At 67.8% G+C, this 17734-nt stretch carries 17 protein-coding genes; 6 read left to right on the top strand and 11 right to left on the bottom strand.

Annotation, left to right across the window (positions count from 1 at the left end; translation table 11 throughout):
- Nucleotides 1-4: 4 nt before the first annotated feature.
- Nucleotides 5-754: an SDR family NAD(P)-dependent oxidoreductase gene (locus tag ACWPN7_RS27555; RefSeq protein ID WP_459196298.1), complete on the bottom strand. Its 750-nt coding sequence runs from the start codon at nucleotides 752-754 to the stop codon at nucleotides 5-7.
- 396 nt (nucleotides 755-1150) lie between these two features.
- Here ACWPN7_RS27555 and ACWPN7_RS27560 point away from each other — a divergent pair, with 396 nt between their 5' ends.
- The gene (locus ACWPN7_RS27560; RefSeq protein ID WP_459196299.1) at nucleotides 1151-2134 is read left to right on the top strand and encodes a 3-hydroxyacyl-CoA dehydrogenase family protein; all 984 of its coding nucleotides are present in this window, start codon (nucleotides 1151-1153) and stop codon (nucleotides 2132-2134) included.
- Nucleotides 2135-2178: 44 nt separating this feature from the next.
- Here the strand turns inward: ACWPN7_RS27560 and ACWPN7_RS27565 are convergent, their stop codons facing one another.
- Nucleotides 2179-3945 carry an FAD-dependent oxidoreductase gene (locus ACWPN7_RS27565; RefSeq protein WP_459196300.1) on the bottom strand — a complete coding sequence of 589 codons (1767 nt, stop codon included), beginning with the start codon at nucleotides 3943-3945 and terminating at the stop codon, nucleotides 2179-2181.
- A 40-nt stretch (nucleotides 3946-3985) separates the two neighbouring features.
- Entirely contained in the window at nucleotides 3986-4540 is a 555-nt protein-coding gene (locus ACWPN7_RS27570) for a MarR family winged helix-turn-helix transcriptional regulator (RefSeq protein WP_079285734.1), read from the bottom strand.
- Between the two features lie 358 nt (nucleotides 4541-4898).
- Here ACWPN7_RS27570 and ACWPN7_RS27575 point away from each other — a divergent pair, with 358 nt between their 5' ends.
- Nucleotides 4899-5954 carry a Gfo/Idh/MocA family protein gene (locus ACWPN7_RS27575; protein WP_040137613.1) on the top strand — a complete coding sequence of 352 codons (1056 nt, stop codon included), beginning with the start codon at nucleotides 4899-4901 and terminating at the stop codon, nucleotides 5952-5954.
- Between the two features lie 59 nt (nucleotides 5955-6013).
- Here the strand turns inward: ACWPN7_RS27575 and ACWPN7_RS27580 are convergent, their stop codons facing one another.
- Both ACWPN7_RS27580 and ACWPN7_RS27585 read right to left on the bottom strand, forming a co-directional pair.
- Nucleotides 6014-6373 (bottom strand): NIPSNAP family protein, encoded by a 360-nt coding sequence (locus ACWPN7_RS27580; protein WP_103039318.1) that lies wholly within the window; start codon nucleotides 6371-6373, stop codon nucleotides 6014-6016.
- 56 nt (nucleotides 6374-6429) lie between these two features.
- Nucleotides 6430-7659, bottom strand: coding sequence for an ABC transporter substrate-binding protein (locus tag ACWPN7_RS27585; RefSeq protein ID WP_040137612.1), 1230 nt, complete (start codon nucleotides 7657-7659; stop codon nucleotides 6430-6432).
- A 344-nt stretch (nucleotides 7660-8003) separates the two neighbouring features.
- Between ACWPN7_RS27585 and ACWPN7_RS27590 the strand changes: the two genes are divergently transcribed.
- The 4 genes from ACWPN7_RS27590 to ACWPN7_RS27605 all read left to right on the top strand — a co-directional run bounded on the left by ACWPN7_RS27590 (nucleotide 8004) and on the right by ACWPN7_RS27605 (nucleotide 12539).
- Complete coding sequence (locus ACWPN7_RS27590; RefSeq protein ID WP_035684237.1) at nucleotides 8004-8234, top strand: hypothetical protein; 231 nt, start codon at nucleotides 8004-8006, stop codon at nucleotides 8232-8234.
- 75 nt (nucleotides 8235-8309) lie between these two features.
- Entirely contained in the window at nucleotides 8310-9740 is a 1431-nt protein-coding gene (locus tag ACWPN7_RS27595) for an FAD-dependent oxidoreductase (RefSeq protein WP_456510752.1), read from the top strand.
- A gap of 8 nt (nucleotides 9741-9748) precedes the next feature.
- On the top strand, nucleotides 9749-10915 hold the full coding sequence (locus ACWPN7_RS27600; protein ID WP_459196301.1) for an NADH:flavin oxidoreductase/NADH oxidase: 1167 nt from the start codon (nucleotides 9749-9751) through the stop codon (nucleotides 10913-10915).
- A gap of 106 nt (nucleotides 10916-11021) precedes the next feature.
- The gene (locus ACWPN7_RS27605) at nucleotides 11022-12539 is read left to right on the top strand and encodes an FAD-dependent oxidoreductase (RefSeq protein ID WP_103039314.1); all 1518 of its coding nucleotides are present in this window, start codon (nucleotides 11022-11024) and stop codon (nucleotides 12537-12539) included.
- Here ACWPN7_RS27605 and ACWPN7_RS27610 read toward each other — a convergent pair.
- The 6 genes from ACWPN7_RS27610 to ACWPN7_RS27635 all read right to left on the bottom strand — a co-directional run bounded on the left by ACWPN7_RS27610 (nucleotide 12523) and on the right by ACWPN7_RS27635 (nucleotide 17482).
- Nucleotides 12523-12660: a hypothetical protein gene (locus ACWPN7_RS27610; RefSeq protein WP_160174875.1), complete on the bottom strand. Its 138-nt coding sequence runs from the start codon at nucleotides 12658-12660 to the stop codon at nucleotides 12523-12525. The genes ACWPN7_RS27605 and ACWPN7_RS27610 overlap by 17 nt on opposite strands.
- Before the next feature lie 255 nt (nucleotides 12661-12915).
- The gene (locus ACWPN7_RS27615) at nucleotides 12916-14418 is read right to left on the bottom strand and encodes a M81 family metallopeptidase (RefSeq protein WP_459196302.1); all 1503 of its coding nucleotides are present in this window, start codon (nucleotides 14416-14418) and stop codon (nucleotides 12916-12918) included.
- 80 nt (nucleotides 14419-14498) lie between these two features.
- Nucleotides 14499-15284, bottom strand: a complete 786-nt coding sequence (locus ACWPN7_RS27620; RefSeq protein ID WP_137106848.1) for a transporter substrate-binding domain-containing protein — start codon at nucleotides 15282-15284, stop codon at nucleotides 14499-14501.
- Between the two features lie 52 nt (nucleotides 15285-15336).
- A complete protein-coding gene (locus ACWPN7_RS27625) occupies nucleotides 15337-15978 on the bottom strand; it encodes an amino acid ABC transporter permease (protein ID WP_459196303.1) in 642 nt (213 codons plus the stop codon).
- Nucleotides 15978-16682 (bottom strand): amino acid ABC transporter permease, encoded by a 705-nt coding sequence (locus tag ACWPN7_RS27630; protein ID WP_349619143.1) that lies wholly within the window; start codon nucleotides 16680-16682, stop codon nucleotides 15978-15980. The genes ACWPN7_RS27625 and ACWPN7_RS27630 overlap by 1 nt, the downstream gene beginning before the upstream one ends.
- A gap of 68 nt (nucleotides 16683-16750) precedes the next feature.
- Nucleotides 16751-17482: an amino acid ABC transporter ATP-binding protein gene (locus ACWPN7_RS27635; RefSeq protein WP_149167975.1), complete on the bottom strand. Its 732-nt coding sequence runs from the start codon at nucleotides 17480-17482 to the stop codon at nucleotides 16751-16753.
- Nucleotides 17483-17734 lie beyond the last annotated feature (252 nt).

Here is a 17734-nt window from a genome sequence, read left to right on the forward strand (position 1 = left end):
CCGGTCAGCGCAGATAGGCGCCGCCGTTGATGTCGAGCACGACCCCGCTGAGGAAGGAGGCGGCGGGCGAACAGAGGAAGGCGATCGGCCAAGCGATCTCGTCCGCCGAGGCCACGCGCGGCACCAACTGCGCCGCCACCGCCGGGAAGGGCTGGCCGGCGATCATCGCCGTCGCCGTGGCGCTGGGGGCGACCGCGTTGACGCCGACGTCGGGCGCCGCGCGGCGGGCCAGCCAGCGGGTGAAGGCGTGGACGCCGCCCTTGGAGACGACGTAATGCGCGCCCGTGGTCGACATGGTGCCGCCGGTCCAGCCGGCGACCGATCCGACCAGCACGATCCGTGCGCCGCCGCGCGTCCGCATGCCGGGCAGGAAGGCGCGGGCGAACTGCATCGGGGCCAGCAGATTGACGTGGATGATCTCGTGGAAGGAGTCCTCCCACTCCAGCGAGTCCCAATCATCGAAGGCGATGGCCCCGGCGTTCAGCACCAGCCCGTCGACGCCGCCGACGGCGTCGGCCAGCGCGTCGATGGCGGCACGGTCGCGGACGTCGCAGACATGGGCGGTGGCTCCGGCACCGACCGGCGCCAGCTCCTCCGCCAGGGCCGAGCAGTCGCGGATGTCGGTCAGCACCAGTTCGGCGCCCAGCTGTGCGCAGGCCCTTGCCGTGGCCGAGCCGATGCCGCCGGCCGCCCCGGTGATGAGCACGCGCTTGCCCTTCAACGCGAACGGAGTCGAACCGCATGGAAACGTCATGGCGTCCCTTTCCCTCTGTTTTCTCGCGGAGCTTCGCGCAAGGGGCAGGGCAGGCATCAGGCATCCGGCCTGTCGCCGCGCCTGTGGGCCTTGCCCGCCGGGGGATTCGTCGTCCCCGGCCGTGCCTTGGCTGTCCGCTTGTTTTCTGAAAGACCGCTTCTTCTGGAAGATCGCTTTTGAAAGACCGTCCGCTGGACGACCGCCGATTCCTTCGGCGATGCACCGGCCGACGCGTCTCGCGGGCCAATTCATAAGTATGCTGTCAGAAAGCTAACTGTCAGTATGTATACTGTCAATCAGTTTTTCCGAAGATCGGAACCGCGGATTGTCAATGCGACGGATCGACGCCGGGGGGTTTAGGATCGCGCCATTCCCCACATAAGGCAGGAGGCCTCCATGCACCGCGCGTTCAGCCACGACGCCGCGTCGATCGGCATCGTCGGGGCGGGCACCATCGGAAGCGGTTGGGCCGCGCTTTTCCTCGCCACCGGGCGGCGTGTGACGGTGGTCGATTCCGACCCGCAGGCGATGGCCCGTCTGCGACCCGCTATCGAGGCGGTGGCCGGCGATCTGGTGGCGCTCGGCGTCGGCGATCCGCGCTCCCATTGGGACCGGTTGACCGCGGCCGGCGGCGACTGGAGTTCGCTGGCCGGCGTCGATCTGGTCCAGGAGAACGGGCCGGAATCCCTGGCCGCCAAGCGCGCGATCCACGCCGCCGTCGAGGCGGTGGTGCGGCCCGAGACCCTGATCGCGTCGAGCACCTCCGGCCTGATGCCGAGCGATCTGCAGGAGGGGGCCCGCCATCCCGACCGGATCCTGATCGGCCATCCCTTCAACCCGCCGCACTTGCTGCCGCTGGTCGAGCTGGTGCCGGGCCGGCAGACGGCGCCCGAGGCGGTGGTGGCGGCGGAAGCGGTCTATCGCGCCGTCGGCAAGGTGCCGGTGGTGCTGCGCCGGGAAATCGCCGGCCATCTGGCGACCCGCCTCGTGGCGGCGCTGTGGCGCGAGGCGGTCTATTTGGTGGAGCAGGGGGTCTGCGATCTCGACGACATCGACCGCGCCATCGCCGCCGGGCCGGGACCGCGCTGGGCGGTGCTGGGGCAGGGGCTGTCCTACCATCTGGGGGGCGGGGCCGGCGGATTGGCCCGCTTCCTGGAGGTGTTTGACGCGCCGATCCGCTCCTGGTGGGACGATCTCGGCACCCCGGTCTTCGATGCCGCCAGCAAGCGGGCGCTGGTCGCCGGGGCCGAGGCTCTGGAGGCGTCGGTGGGCGGGCGCGACGCGCTGATCCGCCAGCGCAACGAGGCGCTGCTGGCCGTGTTGCGCGCGCCGGGTCCGCTCTCGGCCCGGCTTCCGGGCGGAGAGCGGGCACCGGACTGATACCTGCTCTGCGGTGATGCGCTACGGGACAGGTGTGGGCGGCGTCAGCGCGCCGCCGCCCGCTCCTCCCGACCGGCCATGGCTTTGCCGGCGGCATCGCTCTTGCCCGCCGCGTGCATGGCCACCCGGTAGGCGAAGACCAGAGCCGGACCGAGCGTCGTCCCCGGACCGGGATAGGTGCCGGCCATGATCGAGGCCATGTCGTTGCCGCAGGCGTACAGCCCCTGGATCGGGTCGCCGGACTCGCCGAGCACCTGACCGTCGGCATCCGTCGCCAGCCCGGCGCTGCAGGCGATCTCCGCCGGCCAGACCGCGACGGCGACGAAGGGAGCCGCCTCGATCGGCTTGAGGCACGGGTTCGGCTTGTTCTCGGGATCGCCGTTGAAGCGGTTCAGCTCGCTGTCGCCCTTGCCGAAATCGAGGTCGCTGCCGGTCCGCGCGAAGCCGTTGTGCCGGCGCACGCTGTCCGCCAGCCCGGCCGGATCGACGCCGATCTTGCGAGCAAGCTCCTCCAGCGTCGGGGCGGTGGTCAGATAGCCGCTCTTCTCGTGCGGCGCCAGATTTCGGGTGCCGGGATGCACCACACCGAGACCGTACTTGGCGACGAAGGCGGAGTCGCAGATCAGCCAGGCCGGCATGGTCGGCACCAGCTTGTGCGAGTCGAACATCGCCTCGACGAAGTCGTGGTAGGACGCGCCCTCGTTCACGAAACGCCGGCCGGCGGCGTTCACCGCGATCAGGCCGGGCTTGGCGCGGTCGAGCGCCAGATGGGGGAACAGGCCCCTCCAGTTCCCCGCCCGGCGCGTCACCGACACCGGCGTCCAGAAGGCGCCGCCGCGATGCTGGTCGCCGTCGATCCTCGCGCCGGCCGCCTGGGCCAGGGTCAGCCCGTCGCCGGTGTCGGTCTCGCAGGCCAGCGAATGGACCGGAACCGGCTGCGGCATGAAAGCCTGGCGGAACTCGCGGTTGTGGGCGAAGCCGCCGGTCGCCAGCACCACCCCCTTGCGCGTCCGCACCCGCAGCGTCCGGCCGCCGCTGTCCACCACGGCGCCGATCACGCGACCGTCTTGGCGGCCATCCTCCCGCACAAGCTCGCGGATGGCGGTGTCGAGCCGGATGGGCACCTTGCGCTTGCGCAGGCTGTAGAACAGGCGGGCCACCAGCGCGTTGCCCATGGTGATGCGCGTGCCGCGCGGATATTTCAGCCGGTCCGACAGGTAGCGCAGGAACAGCTTGGCCGAATAGGTGAAGTTGGCCGCCGATTTGAAGCGGCCGATCAGGCGGGGGATGTCGTCCTTGCCGACCATCATGCCGCCGAAGATCATGAACTCGCCGATGGGCGGCCGGACCAGCCGGAAATCCTCGCCGAGCAGGCGGCCGTCGAACGGCTTCGGCACGATCGCCCGTCCGGTCACCGCCGCCCCCGCCATGTTCTGCTGATAGTCCGGGTGGCGTCCGCAGGGCAGGAACTGAACGTCGGTGCGGGTGTCGTAATAGTCGATCGCCGCCGGCCCGGTCTCCAGATAGACGCTGCGCAGGTCGCGGCCCTTGGTGCCGCCGACCAGCCGGTCCATGTAGATCTCCGCCTGCTCCGGGCTGTCGTCGTAGCCGGCCCGCCGGCTCTGCGTGTTGCCGGGTATCCAGAGAGTCCCGGCGGAGGTGGAGGCGGTGCCGCCGATCTGCCCGGACTTCTCGCAGACCATCACCTCCAGCCCTTCCAGGGCGCCGACCAATGCGGCGGCCATGCCGCCCGGCCCGGCGCCGGCCACCAGAAGATCGACCTCGGCGTCCCACGCGGTAACTTGTGCCATTCCTTGTGTTCTCCGTTTCCTCCCGCGCGGTCGAAGGTTCTTATCGTCGCTTGACCTTTCGACCGGCTGCGGCCTTGCCGCGTTTCGTGTTTCCATCGGTGACGGCGGGTGGTGCGCCGGTGTCCTCGGCCGTCTCGCGGTCGACGACCAGCCGCAGCGACGATGGCAGGGTGTCGTTGTGCAGGTTGACCAGCTGCGTCAGGAGCTGGATGAACGTCTTGCGGTCGGCCGGCCGCAGGGGTTCCAGGATGCGTTCCTGCACCCGCTCGACCGCCGCGGTGACGGTGACCAGCATGTCCCGGCCGGCCGGCGACAGGTACAGAAGCTTGATCCGCTTGTCCCCCTCGCTCGGGCGGCGATAGATGAGGTCCTTGGCCTCCAGCCGCTCGATGACGCCGCCCAGCGTCGAGCGGTCGAAGGCGATCAGCCCCGACAGCCGGGTGGCGTCCACCCCCGGATTCTCGTCGATGGCGACCAGGGCCGCATATTGCACCGAGGTCAGATCGTGGACCGTGCACTCTTCGGTGAAGAGGGCTGTCGAAATCTGCTGTGCCCGCCGGAGAAGATGTCCGGGCTTGGCGTAAAGTTCATCCATGGCCATGCGCGCACCTGTCGATCCTGTTCATGTTGCGGTGATACTCCCATACGGAAGCCGTTGGCAGCACAACCCGCATGACCTGTGCCCCGTGTTTCTTCGCCACACCGTCCATGCCCCGCGGTGGTTGGCCTAGTGGCCGGTTTGGCGGCCAGTTTGGTGGTCGGCGGGCGCCCCGTCCCTTGGGTGCGGAACCGTTCGTCCCTCCCACGATATTGACAGGATGCAATCAGTATGTAAGCTGATATTACGTATGCTGTCAATATCGCGATGCCCGCATCCGGCGTCTCCGCTGGACCAATGGGGCCGGAGCATCGCCGCTCCGCCCGCCATCGGGCTCCCAATCGAGGATACGCGCATGTCCCCCCTTCGCATCGCCGTCGCCGGTGCCGGCGTCATCGGCAAGACTCACATCGACGCCATGTCCGACCCCCGGCAGGACGCGCATCCATGCCGGCTGGCCGCCATCGTCGATCCGGGCGAGGGTGCCCGCGCGCTCGCCGAGCGGCACGGCGTGCCGCACCATGCCGACATCGGGGCGCTGCTGGAGTCCGGTGAATTGCCGGACGGCGTCATCGTCGCCACCCCGAACGCCACCCACACGCCGATCGGCATCGCCTGCATCGAGCGCGGCATCCCGGTGCTGGTGGAAAAGCCGATCGCCGACACGGTGGAGGCGGCACGGCGGCTGACGGATGCCGCCGAGCGTGCCGGCGTGCCGCTGCTGGTCGGCCATCACCGTCGCCACAACCCGATCCTGCGGATGGCGCGTGAGGTGATCGGGCGCGGCGATCTCGGCGCGTTGGTGACGGCGACGATCCTCTACACCTTCCTCAAGCCCGACGGCTATTTCGACGCCGTCTGGCGGCGGGAGGAGGGCGGCGGCCCGATCCTGATCAACCTGATCCACGAGATCGACACCCTGCGCTTCCTGTGCGGCGACATCGAGAGCCTGCAGGCCTCAAGCTCCAACCGGACCCGCGGCTTCGCGGTGGAGGACACCGCGGCGGTGCTGCTGCGGCTGCGCAGCGGGGCGCTGGCGACCGTCAGCCTGTCCGACGCCGCCGCGACCCCCTGGAGCTGGGACATGACCACCGGCGAAAGCCCGCAATTCGCCCGCCAGCATGTCCCCACCCATTTCTTCTCGGGCACCCATGGCTCGTTGACGGTGCCGACCCTCGAACTCTGGCGCTACGAGGGCGGGCGCGGCTGGCTCGATCCCTTCACCCGGACGGCGCTGCCGCTCAAGCCCGGCAATCCCTACGCCCTGCAACTGGACCATTTCGCCCGGGTGATCCGTTGCGAGGAGGCACCGCTGGCCAGCGGCTCCGACGCCACCGAGACCCTGCGCGCGACCCTGGCGGTGAAGGAGGCCGCGGCCACCGGCCAGCCGGTCCGGCTGCTGGATGCCTGATGAGAATGGGGCTGCGCGTCGTCGCGCAGCCCTTCCGATTCCTGTCGGCCGTTCCCGGATCAGGCCAACGCGGTGTCCGGCTGCCCGGTCGTGATCGGCAGTTCACGGATGGGGGAGAAGGAGGTCGGATACAGGATCCGGTTCTCCATGGTCATGATCATCGGCCGGATCTTGGCCAGACAGCCCTGCCATTGCGCGTTTCCAGCCAGCCGCGCCCGCCTTGCCCGCCGGTCCTCCAGGTCGGCATAGGCCCAGAGATGGACGAGCTGGTTCTGGGTGCCGAACTCGGTCACGAAATAGCCGAGGAAGCCGCCCAGGATCGGCTTCTGCGCCGGCAACCCTTCCGTCTCGTAGATGCGCAGATACTCGGCGAGGCTGACGCTGGTGTGCAGGACATACGTGCGTTCTTCGACGACCACTGGAGACTCCCTGTCGATGCTGTGCCGTTGTCGGGGATGGCCGGCCGGTTCCGGCGTCATTGCTTGGCGACGAGGCTGCAGGCCAAGTCGGGCGCCTTCCAGGCCTCTTCCGTCGGAATGGTCGAGACCAGCTTGTAATAGTCCCAGCGCCCCTTCGATTCCTGCGGAGCCTTGACCTGGAACAGATACATCGGGTGCAGCTTGCGCCCGTCGATGCGGACCGAGCCCTGGCCGTAGGCGTCGTCGTCGGTCGGCAGCTCCTTCATCCGGGCGACGACCGCGCGGCCGTCGGCGTCGCTGCCCAGCGACTTGACCGCCTTCAGGTAATGCGTCACCTGCGAATAGACCGAGGCTTGGTAGGCGGTCGGCATCTTGCCGTGGCGTTCGAAGAAGCGCTTGGAGAAGGCGCGCGTCCTGTCGTTCAGGTCCCAGTAGAACGGAACGCTGAGCAGGGTTCCCTGTGCCGCATCCAGCCCGAGCGCATCGATGTCGGTCAGATACACGGTCAGGCCGGCGAATCTCTGGCCGCCGTCGAGGATGCCGAACTCCCGGCCCTGCTTCACCGTGCTGGTGAAGTCGGCGGTGGCGTTGGCCAGTCCGATCACCTTCGCGCCCGATGCCTGCGCCTGCAGCAGGTAGGAGGCGAAGTCGGCCGAATTCAGCGGTGCCCGCACCGAACCGACCACCGTGCCGCCGGACTGCTTCACGATCTCTCCGGCCTGCTTCTCCATGTCGTGGCCGAAGGCGTAGTCGGAGGTGATGAAGAACCAGGAGGTTCCTCCCTGCTTGACGACCGCCCGCGCCGTGGCGTTGGCCAGCGCGTAATTGTCGAACGCCCAGTGCACATGGTTGGGCGAGCAGGAATCGCCGGTCAGCCGGTTGGTGTTGGAGCCGGACACGATGGCGACCTTGTTCTTGTCGCGGGCGATCTCGACCACCGCCAGCGCGACCGAAGAATTGGCGATCTCCGCAACCATGTCGACGCCCTGGACGTCGTACCATTGCCGCGCGATGGCGGCGCCGATGTCGGGCTTGTTCTGGTTGTCGGCGGCGATCACCTCGATCGGCGTGTCGCCGATGCGGCCGCCGAAATCCTCGACCGCCATGCGGGCGGCCGTCACCGATCCCTGGCCCATGATGTCGGCATAGAGGCCGGACTGATCGTTGAGGACGCCGATGCGGACGACGTTGCCGGTAAAGGCGGCCGATGCGGTTCCGCTGGCCGGTGGACCCAGGGTCAGGCCCAGGGCCAAGCCCAGCGCCAGTGCCGGAGCGCGCGTGTTCATGATGTCCCTCCCACGGATTGCTTGTTTTTTGATGGCGGTGGGCGTGAGGCCGGACGGTTCCGCCGGCCCGGTCGAACCGGGTCGGATCAGGAACGCACGCCGCCTGATCGCACACCACTCAACAACCGCCGCATATTGACAGTATGCGTATAATCAGTGTACATCACGATTGCGTGCTGTCAATAATCAGCTGTACGGCGTTTCCTGCCGCTCCATCGGCCCGGCCGGAATGGGGACCGGCTCGGGAGCCGGACAGGGAGCCCCGACCGGTGGGTCCGGCTTCCGGCCCGCAGCCGCAGGCCCAACGCCTCCGCACCACCCCCGCAAACTTGGGATCAGAGACCATGTCGCCAGAACAGAACTATCCGGCGGTTCGCTTCGTCGTCCAATACGGCTTTTGGCTGGCCGTCGTCGCTGGGCTGGCCCCGCTCTTCGTGGCGGCGGTGGCTCTGCTGTCCGGCTGGGGCGGTGGCGCCGCGCTGGTCCTGGCGCTGAGCGCTCCGCTGCTGTTCCTGGTGATGAAGGCGTTCGCGGAGCTGGTCGCCATCATCTCCGACATGCTGCTGCCGAAGTAAGCGCCGGGCGGCAGGATCACACGCAACCGACGGGCAAAACGCCCGCGACGCACATTCCGGGAGGGAAGAGACCGCATGAAAACCGATCTGGTCGTCATCGGCGCCGGCATTGCCGGGCTGGTCACCGCGAACCGCGCCGCCGAGCTCGGACTGGGCGTCGTCGTCTTGGAAAAGGGCAGCGACGACCGCTACCTTTGCAACTCCCGCTACACGGGCGGCGCTTTCCACATCGGCATGCGCAGCCTGAACCGCCCGGTGGAGGAGGTGAAGGACACCATCCGCAGCGAAACGGACGGCTTCGTCGACGAAGCCCTGGTGACGATGCTGGCGACCGAGGCGCCGCGCGCCGTCGACTGGCTGCGCCGCCAGGGGATACGCTTCATGAAGGCGGGCCCGCGCGACTGGCAGGATACCGTGCTGGCCCCACCGGCCCTGCCGCAGCCGGGATTGAACTGGGAGGGGCGGGGCGGCGACACTCTGCTTCGCACGTTGGGCGGCGCGTTGGAGAAGCGCGGCGGCAGCATCCACCGCGGGGTGCGCGCCCGCGACCTGATGATGGAGGGGGGCCGCTGCGTCGGGCTGCGGGCCGAACGCAACGGCGAGACGCTGACGGTCGAGGCCCGGGCCGTGGTCATCGCCGACGGCGGCTTCCAGGGCGACCCGGACCTCGTGCGCGCCCATGTCTCGCCGGTTCCCGAGGCGGTGCGCCAGCGCGGCGCCGGCACCGGCGGCGGCGACGGGTTGCGGATGGCCGCCGCCGCCGGGGCGGCGCTGCGCGGCACGCCCTATGTCTACGGCCACATCCTGTGCCAGGACGCGTTGACCAACGACAAGCTGTGGCCCTATCCGTGGCTCGACGAACTCGTCATGGCCGGGCTGGTGGTGGACAGGACCGGGGCCCGGTTCGTCGACGAAGGCCGGGGCGGCGTCTATGTCACCAACCGGATCGCCAAGCTCGACGACCCGCTGGGGGCGACGGTGATCTTCGACCGCCCGATCTGGGACGGGCCGGGGACCGAATCGATCATCCCGGCCAACCCGCATCTGCCCCGCGTCGGCGGAACCATCATCGAGGCCGACACGCTGGAGGGGCTGGCGGAAAAGCTCGACATCCCGGCCGACCGGCTGGTGGCGACGGTCGCCGCCCACAACGCGGCGGTGGATGGCGGCGACACCGCTGGCCTGACGCCGCCGCGCAGCACCAGCCGCGCGCGTCCTTTCCCGATCCGCAAGGCGCCGTTCCAGGCGATCCGCCTGGTTGCCGGCATGACCTACACCATGGGCGGCATCGCCATCGACGACCACAGCCGGGTCAGGCGCGAGGACGGCACGCCGATCGGCGGCCTGTTCGCCGCCGGGGCGACGACCGGCGGGCTGGAGGGCGGCGACGCCATCGGCTATGTCGGCGGCCTGACCAAATCATCGGTCACCGGGCTGCGCGCGGCCGAGGCCGCCGCCGCCGAGCTTGGGGACAAGAGGCCCGACGGCAGCGGGGCGGGGCGGTGAGGCCGGAGATGGAGAGGCCGTCCACCGGCGAAACCCCGGCCGCGTTGCCGCTGCTGTTCAGGCCGGTCGCCCTGCGCGGGACGACGCTGCGCAACCCCATCGTCATCTCGCCGATGTGCCAGTATTCGGCGGTGGACGGCGAGGCCGGCGACTGGCACCGGGTGCATCTCGGCCGCTTTGCCATGGGCGGCGCCGGCATGGTGATGGTCGAGGCGACGGCAGTGACCGAGCAGGGGCGGATCACGCCCGGCGATCTCGGCCTGTGGGACGACCGGCAGATTCCCGGTCTGCGCGGCATCGCCGGAACGCTGAAGGCGCTCGGCGCGGTTCCCGGCATCCAACTCGGCCATGCCGGGCGCAAGGCGGCCACACAGCGGCCCTGGCAGGGGCATGGCCCGCTCGCCGCCGCCGACGCAGCGCGCGGGGAACCGCCCTGGCCGGTGATCGCTCCGAGTCCGCTGCCCGTCGCCGATGGCTGGCCGGTGCCGGCGGAGCTGGACCGCGCCGGTCTCGGCGCTCTCGTCGAGGCTTGGCGGACCGCGGCGGCGCGGGCGCTGGAGGCGGGGTTCGAGGCGGTGGAGTTGCATTGCGCCCACGGCTACCTGCTGCATCAGTTCCTCTCGCCGCTCAGCAACCGGCGGACCGACGGCTATGGCGGCGATCCGGCAGGGCGCTGCCGCTTCCCGCTGGAGGTGGCGATGGCGGTGCGGGCGGTCTGGCCGTCCGACCGGCCGATGTTCGTCCGCATCTCGGCGACCGACTGGATCGAGGGCGGCTGGACGATCGAGGACAGCGTGGCCTTCAGCCGTGACCTGCGGGACCTCGGGATCGACGTGATCGACTGCTCCTCCGGCGGCATGACCGGGGTTTCGGCCACCGCGGCGGCGGTGCCGCGCCATCCCGGCTTCCAGGTGCCGTTCGCCGGGCGGATTCGGCGTGAGGCCGGGATCGCGACCATGGCGGTCGGCCTGATCCTCGACGGCCGGCAGGCGGAAGCGATCCTGCGCGATGGGGAGGCCGACCTCGTCGCCATCGGGCGGGAGGCGTTGGCCGATCCCAACTGGCCGCTGCACGCCCGGCAGCAGCTGTGCGACGGACGCTTCGATGGCTGGCCGGAACAGTCCGGCTGGTGGCTGGCCCGCCGGGCGCGGACGCTCGACCGCAAGCAGGACTGACGCCAGCGGAACTGACGACGCCGGTATCAGACAACGACAGGCGGCGGACCGGCGTGCTCCTCGTGGCGCGGCGCCGGAGGCCTGCCCACTGGAAAAAGGGACCGAAATGAACGCGGATGTTGTTCGCGAAGAGACGGACATCGTGGTGGTGGGCGGCGGCGGCTCCGGCCTGACCGCCGCCATTTTCGCCCGCCGGGAAGGCGCGCAGGTCATTCTGCTGGAGAAGCACACGGAGCTGCGCGGCAGCACCGGCCTGTCGATCGGGTCGATCACCGCCACCGGCACCCCCCATCAGCGCCAGGCGGGCATCGTCGACGATCCGCAGGCCCATTTCGAGGATATGGGGAAATTCGCCGTCAAGCTCGCCGGCGAGCGGGCGGCGGCGGCCGACAACGAGGAACTGCGGCGCATCCTGGTGGAGAATGTTCCGGCCAGCGTGGAATGGCTGATGTCGCTGGGGGTGACCTTCTACGGTCCGATGCCGGAACCGCCGCACCGGCAGCCGCGCATGCACAACGTGCTGCCCAACTCACGGGCCTACATCTATTTCGTGGCGCGCGAGGCGCGCCGCGTCGGCGTCGACGCGCGGGTCAACGCGACGGTGGAGCGGCTGCTGGTGGAGGATGGCCGCGTGGTCGGCGTGGCGGCCCGGATCGACGGGCGGCCGCACGAATTGCGCGCCCGCCGCGCGGTCGTTCTGGCGACCGGCGATTACTCGTCCAGCCCGGACTGGAAGCGGCGCTTCAACCCGGCGGTCGCCGAGGTGGACGGCGTGAACACGACGAATGTCGGCGACGGACACCGGTTCGGCGAGGAACTCGGCGCCGAGGTGAAGTTCGGGGAGGTCGTCTACGGCCCGAACCTGCGCTTCATGCCGCCGGCCAAGCCCAGCGCCCTCCTGCGGCTGCCGCCGCACCGGCTGCTGACCGGCGCCATGCGTCTGGCCCTGGAAAGGCTGCCGACCTGGAGCCTGCGCCCCTTCATCCTGTCCTTCGTGACCACCTATCTCAGCCCTGAGCCCTCGCTGTTCCGCGAGGGGGCGATCCTGGTCAACAAACGCGGCGAGCGCTTCACCGACGAACTGGACCGCCCGAATTACGCCCTGGCCGAACAGCCCGACAAGGTGGGCTATATCGTCTTCGACGACGAGGTGGCGCGCCGGTTCGGCAAATGGCCGCACTTCATTTCGACCGCCCCCGGCGTCGCCTACGCCTACCTCCAGGACTACAAGCGGACACGGCCGGACCTCTACCATCGCGGCCGGTCGATCGAGGAGCTGGCGGCTTCCATGGGGGTGCCCGCTGCGGCACTCGGCAAGGCGGTCCGCGCGCACAATGCCGCTCCCGGCGAGCGGCCTCCCATCGGCAAGGGGCCGTTCCATGCGCTGGGACCGGTCAAAAGCTGGATCATCCTGACCGACGGCGGCCTGACGGTGAACCGCCACCATCAGGTGACGCGCGGTGATGGGCAGGCGATTCCGGGCCTCTACGCCGTCGGGTCGGTCGGGCAGGGCGGTCTGCTGCTGGAAGGGCACGGCCATCATCTGGCCTGGGCCTTCACGTCCGGCAGACTCGCCGGCATTCATGCGGCGCGCAATGATTCCGGGATCACGACGCGGCGGTGATTTCGCCTTGCACGTTGTGCGGGCGATCCGGTTGCCGAAGGTGCCGGCACGCGTCCATTGAGTGCGCCGGGTCGGTGCCGAACCGGATGCCGTCGTCAATGGACGTGGTGATCCCGATCATGTCGGGGCGGCACCGTCCACCGCGAACATAAACGCCCAGGATGGTCCGACGACTTTGCCCGATCCATCCTCGGCCAAACGCGATGACCCTGCGGCTTGCTGGCAACCGGTGACAAGCCAAGCGGAACCTCGCTGCTCCCGGCCATGACGGGCGTGAACTCCGTCGATCCGTGGTGAGACTGCTTCGACACCAGAATCATACACGACTTCAGCGACATGACTTCACGCCCGCCACTCCGGCTCCCGCTCCGGTGAATCACCCGGGATAGCGGGACGGGCGTCTGCCGTCGTACAGCCGGGGCGTGAAACTCCAGTCGATCCTGTCGAGAGGATGGAATGGGCGGGCTTTGCTGAATGGGAATTGATGCGGCCTGAACGCGGTGAGTCCCGGGGTATCGACCGTTATCGTCCGGGCGATGCCCGCGAATGAGAGCTTGTAATGGTTGGCGGCTCTTGCGACGACCACCTGCTGACCGGCCAGCGGAATGCCAACCGCCTCGTAGAAGGCGGGATCGTGCACGTTGGGCGCCAAGTCCGTGACGATCACCGTCACCGCACCACTCTTCAGCACTGCGGCGTTCCCGAAGTCGGCCTCCGTTCCGGCCATGTACGGCCCGATGTTGGTGAAGCGGGCCCGGCACAGCCGGGCGACGGTCCAATCCGCCTCGAGCGGATCGACCGAATGGGTGAACCCACCACCGACAGGCATCCGCAGGACCGCGTTCTCGCCGGCCTCCCGGGCACGGGCCACAGCCTGCGGGTCGTAGACCGGAACGGCGACCTTCAGGTCCGGAAAATCTCGGAGGGCGATCCGCGCGATCTCTGGAGAGTCGCCGGGACCTGCGCCCATGACACGGTCGCCTTGGTCGCCCAAGGCGAGAAGCTGTCCGGAGGTCTGCGCGATCGTCAGCGCCTCGTTCACGGACATGAGCTGTTCCTGGAATTGGTCGCGCGCGTCCCAAAGCCGCTCGCTCAGGTCCTTGCAGGCGGCGACCGCGCTGCCGCCTCCCATGTCATAGACGAGGACGGCCTGCCCGTAGCCGGGAACGTCGAGGAACGGGTGTACGTTGAAGATCGAGAGGTCGGTGACATCTGGCCGCGACCGCCATTCGTCCGCGACCGCGTGGATCCCGAGGAGGGGACCGGACCAAGTCTCGTCGTTGCCTCTCGTAAGAAAGGGGATAAGGGAATAGACGGCACGCGGGGCCGTGCCCGTATCAAGCAAGCCGTCGAGCAGGCGCATCGCACGTGCTCCCGTCTCTTCGATGTCCGCGTGCGGCGTGGTCCGGAAACTCGTCATGACGGTCGCGTGCTCGACCATCTCGGGCGTGAGGTAGGCATGGAGGTCAAGCGCGACCGAAATCATCATGTCAGGGCCGACGGCGTCGCGCAGCCGACCCAGGAGATAGCCCTCGGAGTCGAGGGTCTTCTCGGCCAGCGTCGCGCCGTGAAGGTCAAGGCAGATCGCGTCGAAGCCTCCCTGCCTCGCGGCGTCGACGAATTGATCGGCGATGCGCTCGAAAGCCTCCTGCTCGATTGCCCCGCCCGGCCTTGTCCGCGCGCTTATGGCGGGAACGCAGCGGTACCCGAGTGCTTCGGCGGTCTTGACGATGCCGCTCAAGGCCGTGGATGTCGCCCGGGCCTCGTCGAGGAGTTGCGGCCCACGCAGGACAATGAAGTCCTCTTCGCGCGTCCGGATGGGGTTGAACGAGTGCCCTTCGTGCCAAATCTGGCCAACGAGGATGGAGCGTTGCGTCATCGTCATTTCCGATCTGCGGGCCGGGAGACCTCAAGGGCCATGCGGCCCTTACCCCCTGGCATTCTGCGTTCTAAGGTTCTTCAGAAGGACTGCAGGTTTTCCAGGCCGGCCCCGATCCACTTCTTGCTCATCTCGTCCAACTGGCCGCTGAGGCGGTAGGTGTAGATGAACGTGTTCATCATGTGCAGGAACTCCATGTCGCCCTTGCGGATGCCGATCGAGTAGGGGCTCAGTCCGAGCAGGAGCTTGCGCTCGTACTTTTTCTCGTCGCGCTTGACGATCTTGTCACCGATCAGCGTGCCGGTCGCGATGAAGGAAACCTGCCCGCTCAACAGGGCCGTCGCCGCCGTGGCGTCGTCCTCGTACCGCCGGATCACGGTGTCCTGCGGGAGCACACGGGTCACCGTGTTGTCCTGGATCGAACCGCGGACTACGGCCACCGACTTCCCCGAGAGGTCCGCGGCCGACGCGGCTGCCTGGCCCTTGTCGCCGAAGAGCCAGATCTGGTTGGCCCCGTAAGGAATGGTGAAGTTCACCGTCTTGGCCCGCTCAGGCGTGACGCCGAAGGTCGAGATGACGATGTCCGCCCGCTTGCTTTCCAGAAAGGCGATCCGGTTCGGACCGGTTACGGGCACAAGCTCGAGCTTGACGCCAAGGTCCTTGGCGATCAGCTTCGCCATATCCACGTCGTAGCCTTCCGGTTGCATGTTCGCGTCGAGCATGCCGTAGGGGGGAACCGAGGTGTCTACGGCAATAAGGACCTTTCCGCGGGACTGGATGGCTTCCAGCGTCTGGGCTGCAGCCAGGGAGGCGCTTCCGGCGAGGGTCGTGGCGGCGACCATGAGCGACAGCAGCATGCGTTTCATTGTTCATTCCCTCTGGTTTTGATGTTTGGTTCAGCCGTTCCGGCGCGTGGAATCAGTAGGCCGTCCTCTTCTCGAGGTAGCGGCTCAGCAATGACAGCGGATAGCAGAGGCAGAAGTAGATCGCGGCGACGGCCAGGAAGACCTCGAACGCCTGGAAGGTCGCGTTGTTGACCAGCTGTCCGGCGCGGGTCAGTTCCACCAATCCGACAATCGAGGCCAGCGACGTGTTCTTCACGAGTTGGACGATGAAGCCCACGCTTGAAGGCGTCGCGAGACGTATGGCCTGGGGAACGATCACGTAGACCATCTGCTGGCCCCACGACAGCGAAAGGGATTCAGACGCTTCCCACTGCGCCGTCGGTATGGACTGGATGGCGCTGCGCCAGATCTCGCCGAGATAGACCGCCGCGAAGTAGCTCAGCGCGACACAGGCGGCGATGAAGGGGCTGACGACGACCCCCGCGAAGGACAGGCCGAAGTAGGCCAGGAAAAGGAGCACCAGGGGAGGGACTCCCTGACCCACGGCGACGATCGCCGAGGCGAGGGCCGCCACGGGCCGCGAGGTGCTCAGCCGCATGAGGCAAACGCCGATGCCGATCACGCCGCCGAGGATGAGCGAGACAAGCGACAGCCAGAGCGTGTACTGGGTGGCGTCGAGGAGGAACAAGAGATCGTTGTAGGAAAACTCCCGCATTATCGGACTCCTCTGCGCGCGCGCCTCTGCGATCTGCGAAGGACCCGCTGCTCGGGGAAAAGCACGTATGCCATGCGCGAGAGGAGGGTCTTGAGCACGATGGACAGGGCCAGGTACATGACGGCGAGAACGATGTAGACCTCGAAGCTGCGGAACGTGCTGGACTGGATCTGGTTGGCGAATGCGGTGAGTTCCTCGGCCGAAATCTGGGAGACGATGCTCGAAGCGAGCATGATCAGCACGAACTGGCCACTGAGCGGCACCCAGATGTTCCTCAGCGCCTGCGGCAGGATCACATGGACGAATGTCTGGAACTTCGAGAGGGCCAGGCTTTCCGCCGCCTGGTGCTGAGCGGGCTGGATGGACTGGAAGCCGGCGCGGAAGATCTCGGCGGAATAGGCGCCGCAGTTGACCACGAGGGCCAGGAGCGCCGCCGAAAGCGGGTCGAGGCGGAAGCCTACGCTCGAGAAGCCGAAATAGACGATGAAGGCCTGCACGAGAAGCGGAGTGTTCCGGATCGCTTCTACGTACGTCGCTCCCACGGTGCGCAGGGCAAGATTTCCGCGCTGCCTGCACAGGCCGACCGCGATGCCGATGAGGCTCCCGGCGGCACACGCCGCGACGGTCAGGAGGATGGTGGCGAGCGCACCGTGGAGAAGCATGCCGATGTTCTGCGAGAGCCACCCGAATTGCAATGATTGCATGGAAGAGCCTGTTTCTTGCCGGCGGCGCGGTTGACCGAGCCAGGTAGGGGCGGGTCGGTCGGCCCGCGCTAGAGGCCGGTTCCGATGAACTGCCTCAGCTCGGGGGTGGAGGCCCGGGAAAGGAGGTCGCGGGGGCCGCGCTCCCAGACTTTGCCCAAATGCATGAAGACGATCTCGGAGGCGACCGAACTCGCGAAGGACATCTCGTGCGTGACCAGCAGCATGGTCATTCCGTCGGAGGCGAGCTTTTCGATGGTCTTGAGCACTTCGCCCGTGAGTTCGGGATCGAGTGCCGACGTGACCTCGTCGAAGAGCATCAGGCGGGGCCGCATCGCGAGGGACCTCGCGATCGCGACGCGCTGCTGCTGTCCGCCGGAGAGCTGGCTGGGATAGGAGTCCAGCTTGTCCGAAAGCCCGACTTGCGACAGCACCTCCGCTGCGAGGTCGCGCGCCTCGGCGGCGCCGACCTTCTTCACCTTGCGCGGGGCGAGCATCACATTCTGTGCGACGGTCAGGTGGGGGAAGAGGTTGTACCCCTGGAAGACGATGCCGACCTCACGGCGCAGCGCACGGAGATCCACCTCGGGTTCATGGAGGCCGTGTCCGCAGACCGTGAGCGTGCCGGCGTTGATCTGCTCGAGACCATTCACGCACCGGAGCGCCGTGCTCTTTCCCGAGCCGCTGCGTCCGATCAGCGCCATCACTTCGCCCGCGTTCAGATGAAGGTCGATGCCCTTGAGGACTTCGAGTGATCCGAAGCTTTTCCTTACGCCTTTGAAATCAACGATTGTCGCGGCCATCAAGTGTTCGATCCTCTATGCTGTTGAAGCCGCAGGCTGATGGCAGCCGGTCACACACACCATATCATTTTGAGTTTTGCCGGCAATAATCTTTTTTATCGATCGAGCTACAGAAAATCGACGAGCTTACACGGCTAGATAAGGGTCTTGCGTGCATAAAAATAATGCATTTTGCCTACAAAGTGGCGGAAGCTGTTGGGGGCCTCCGCCGTTTCTCCGCTGCTCCCGGAGCTGTTTGCGAAGTCCCGCCAA

This window comes from Azospirillum sp. UENF 312511, assembly GCF_058780635.1.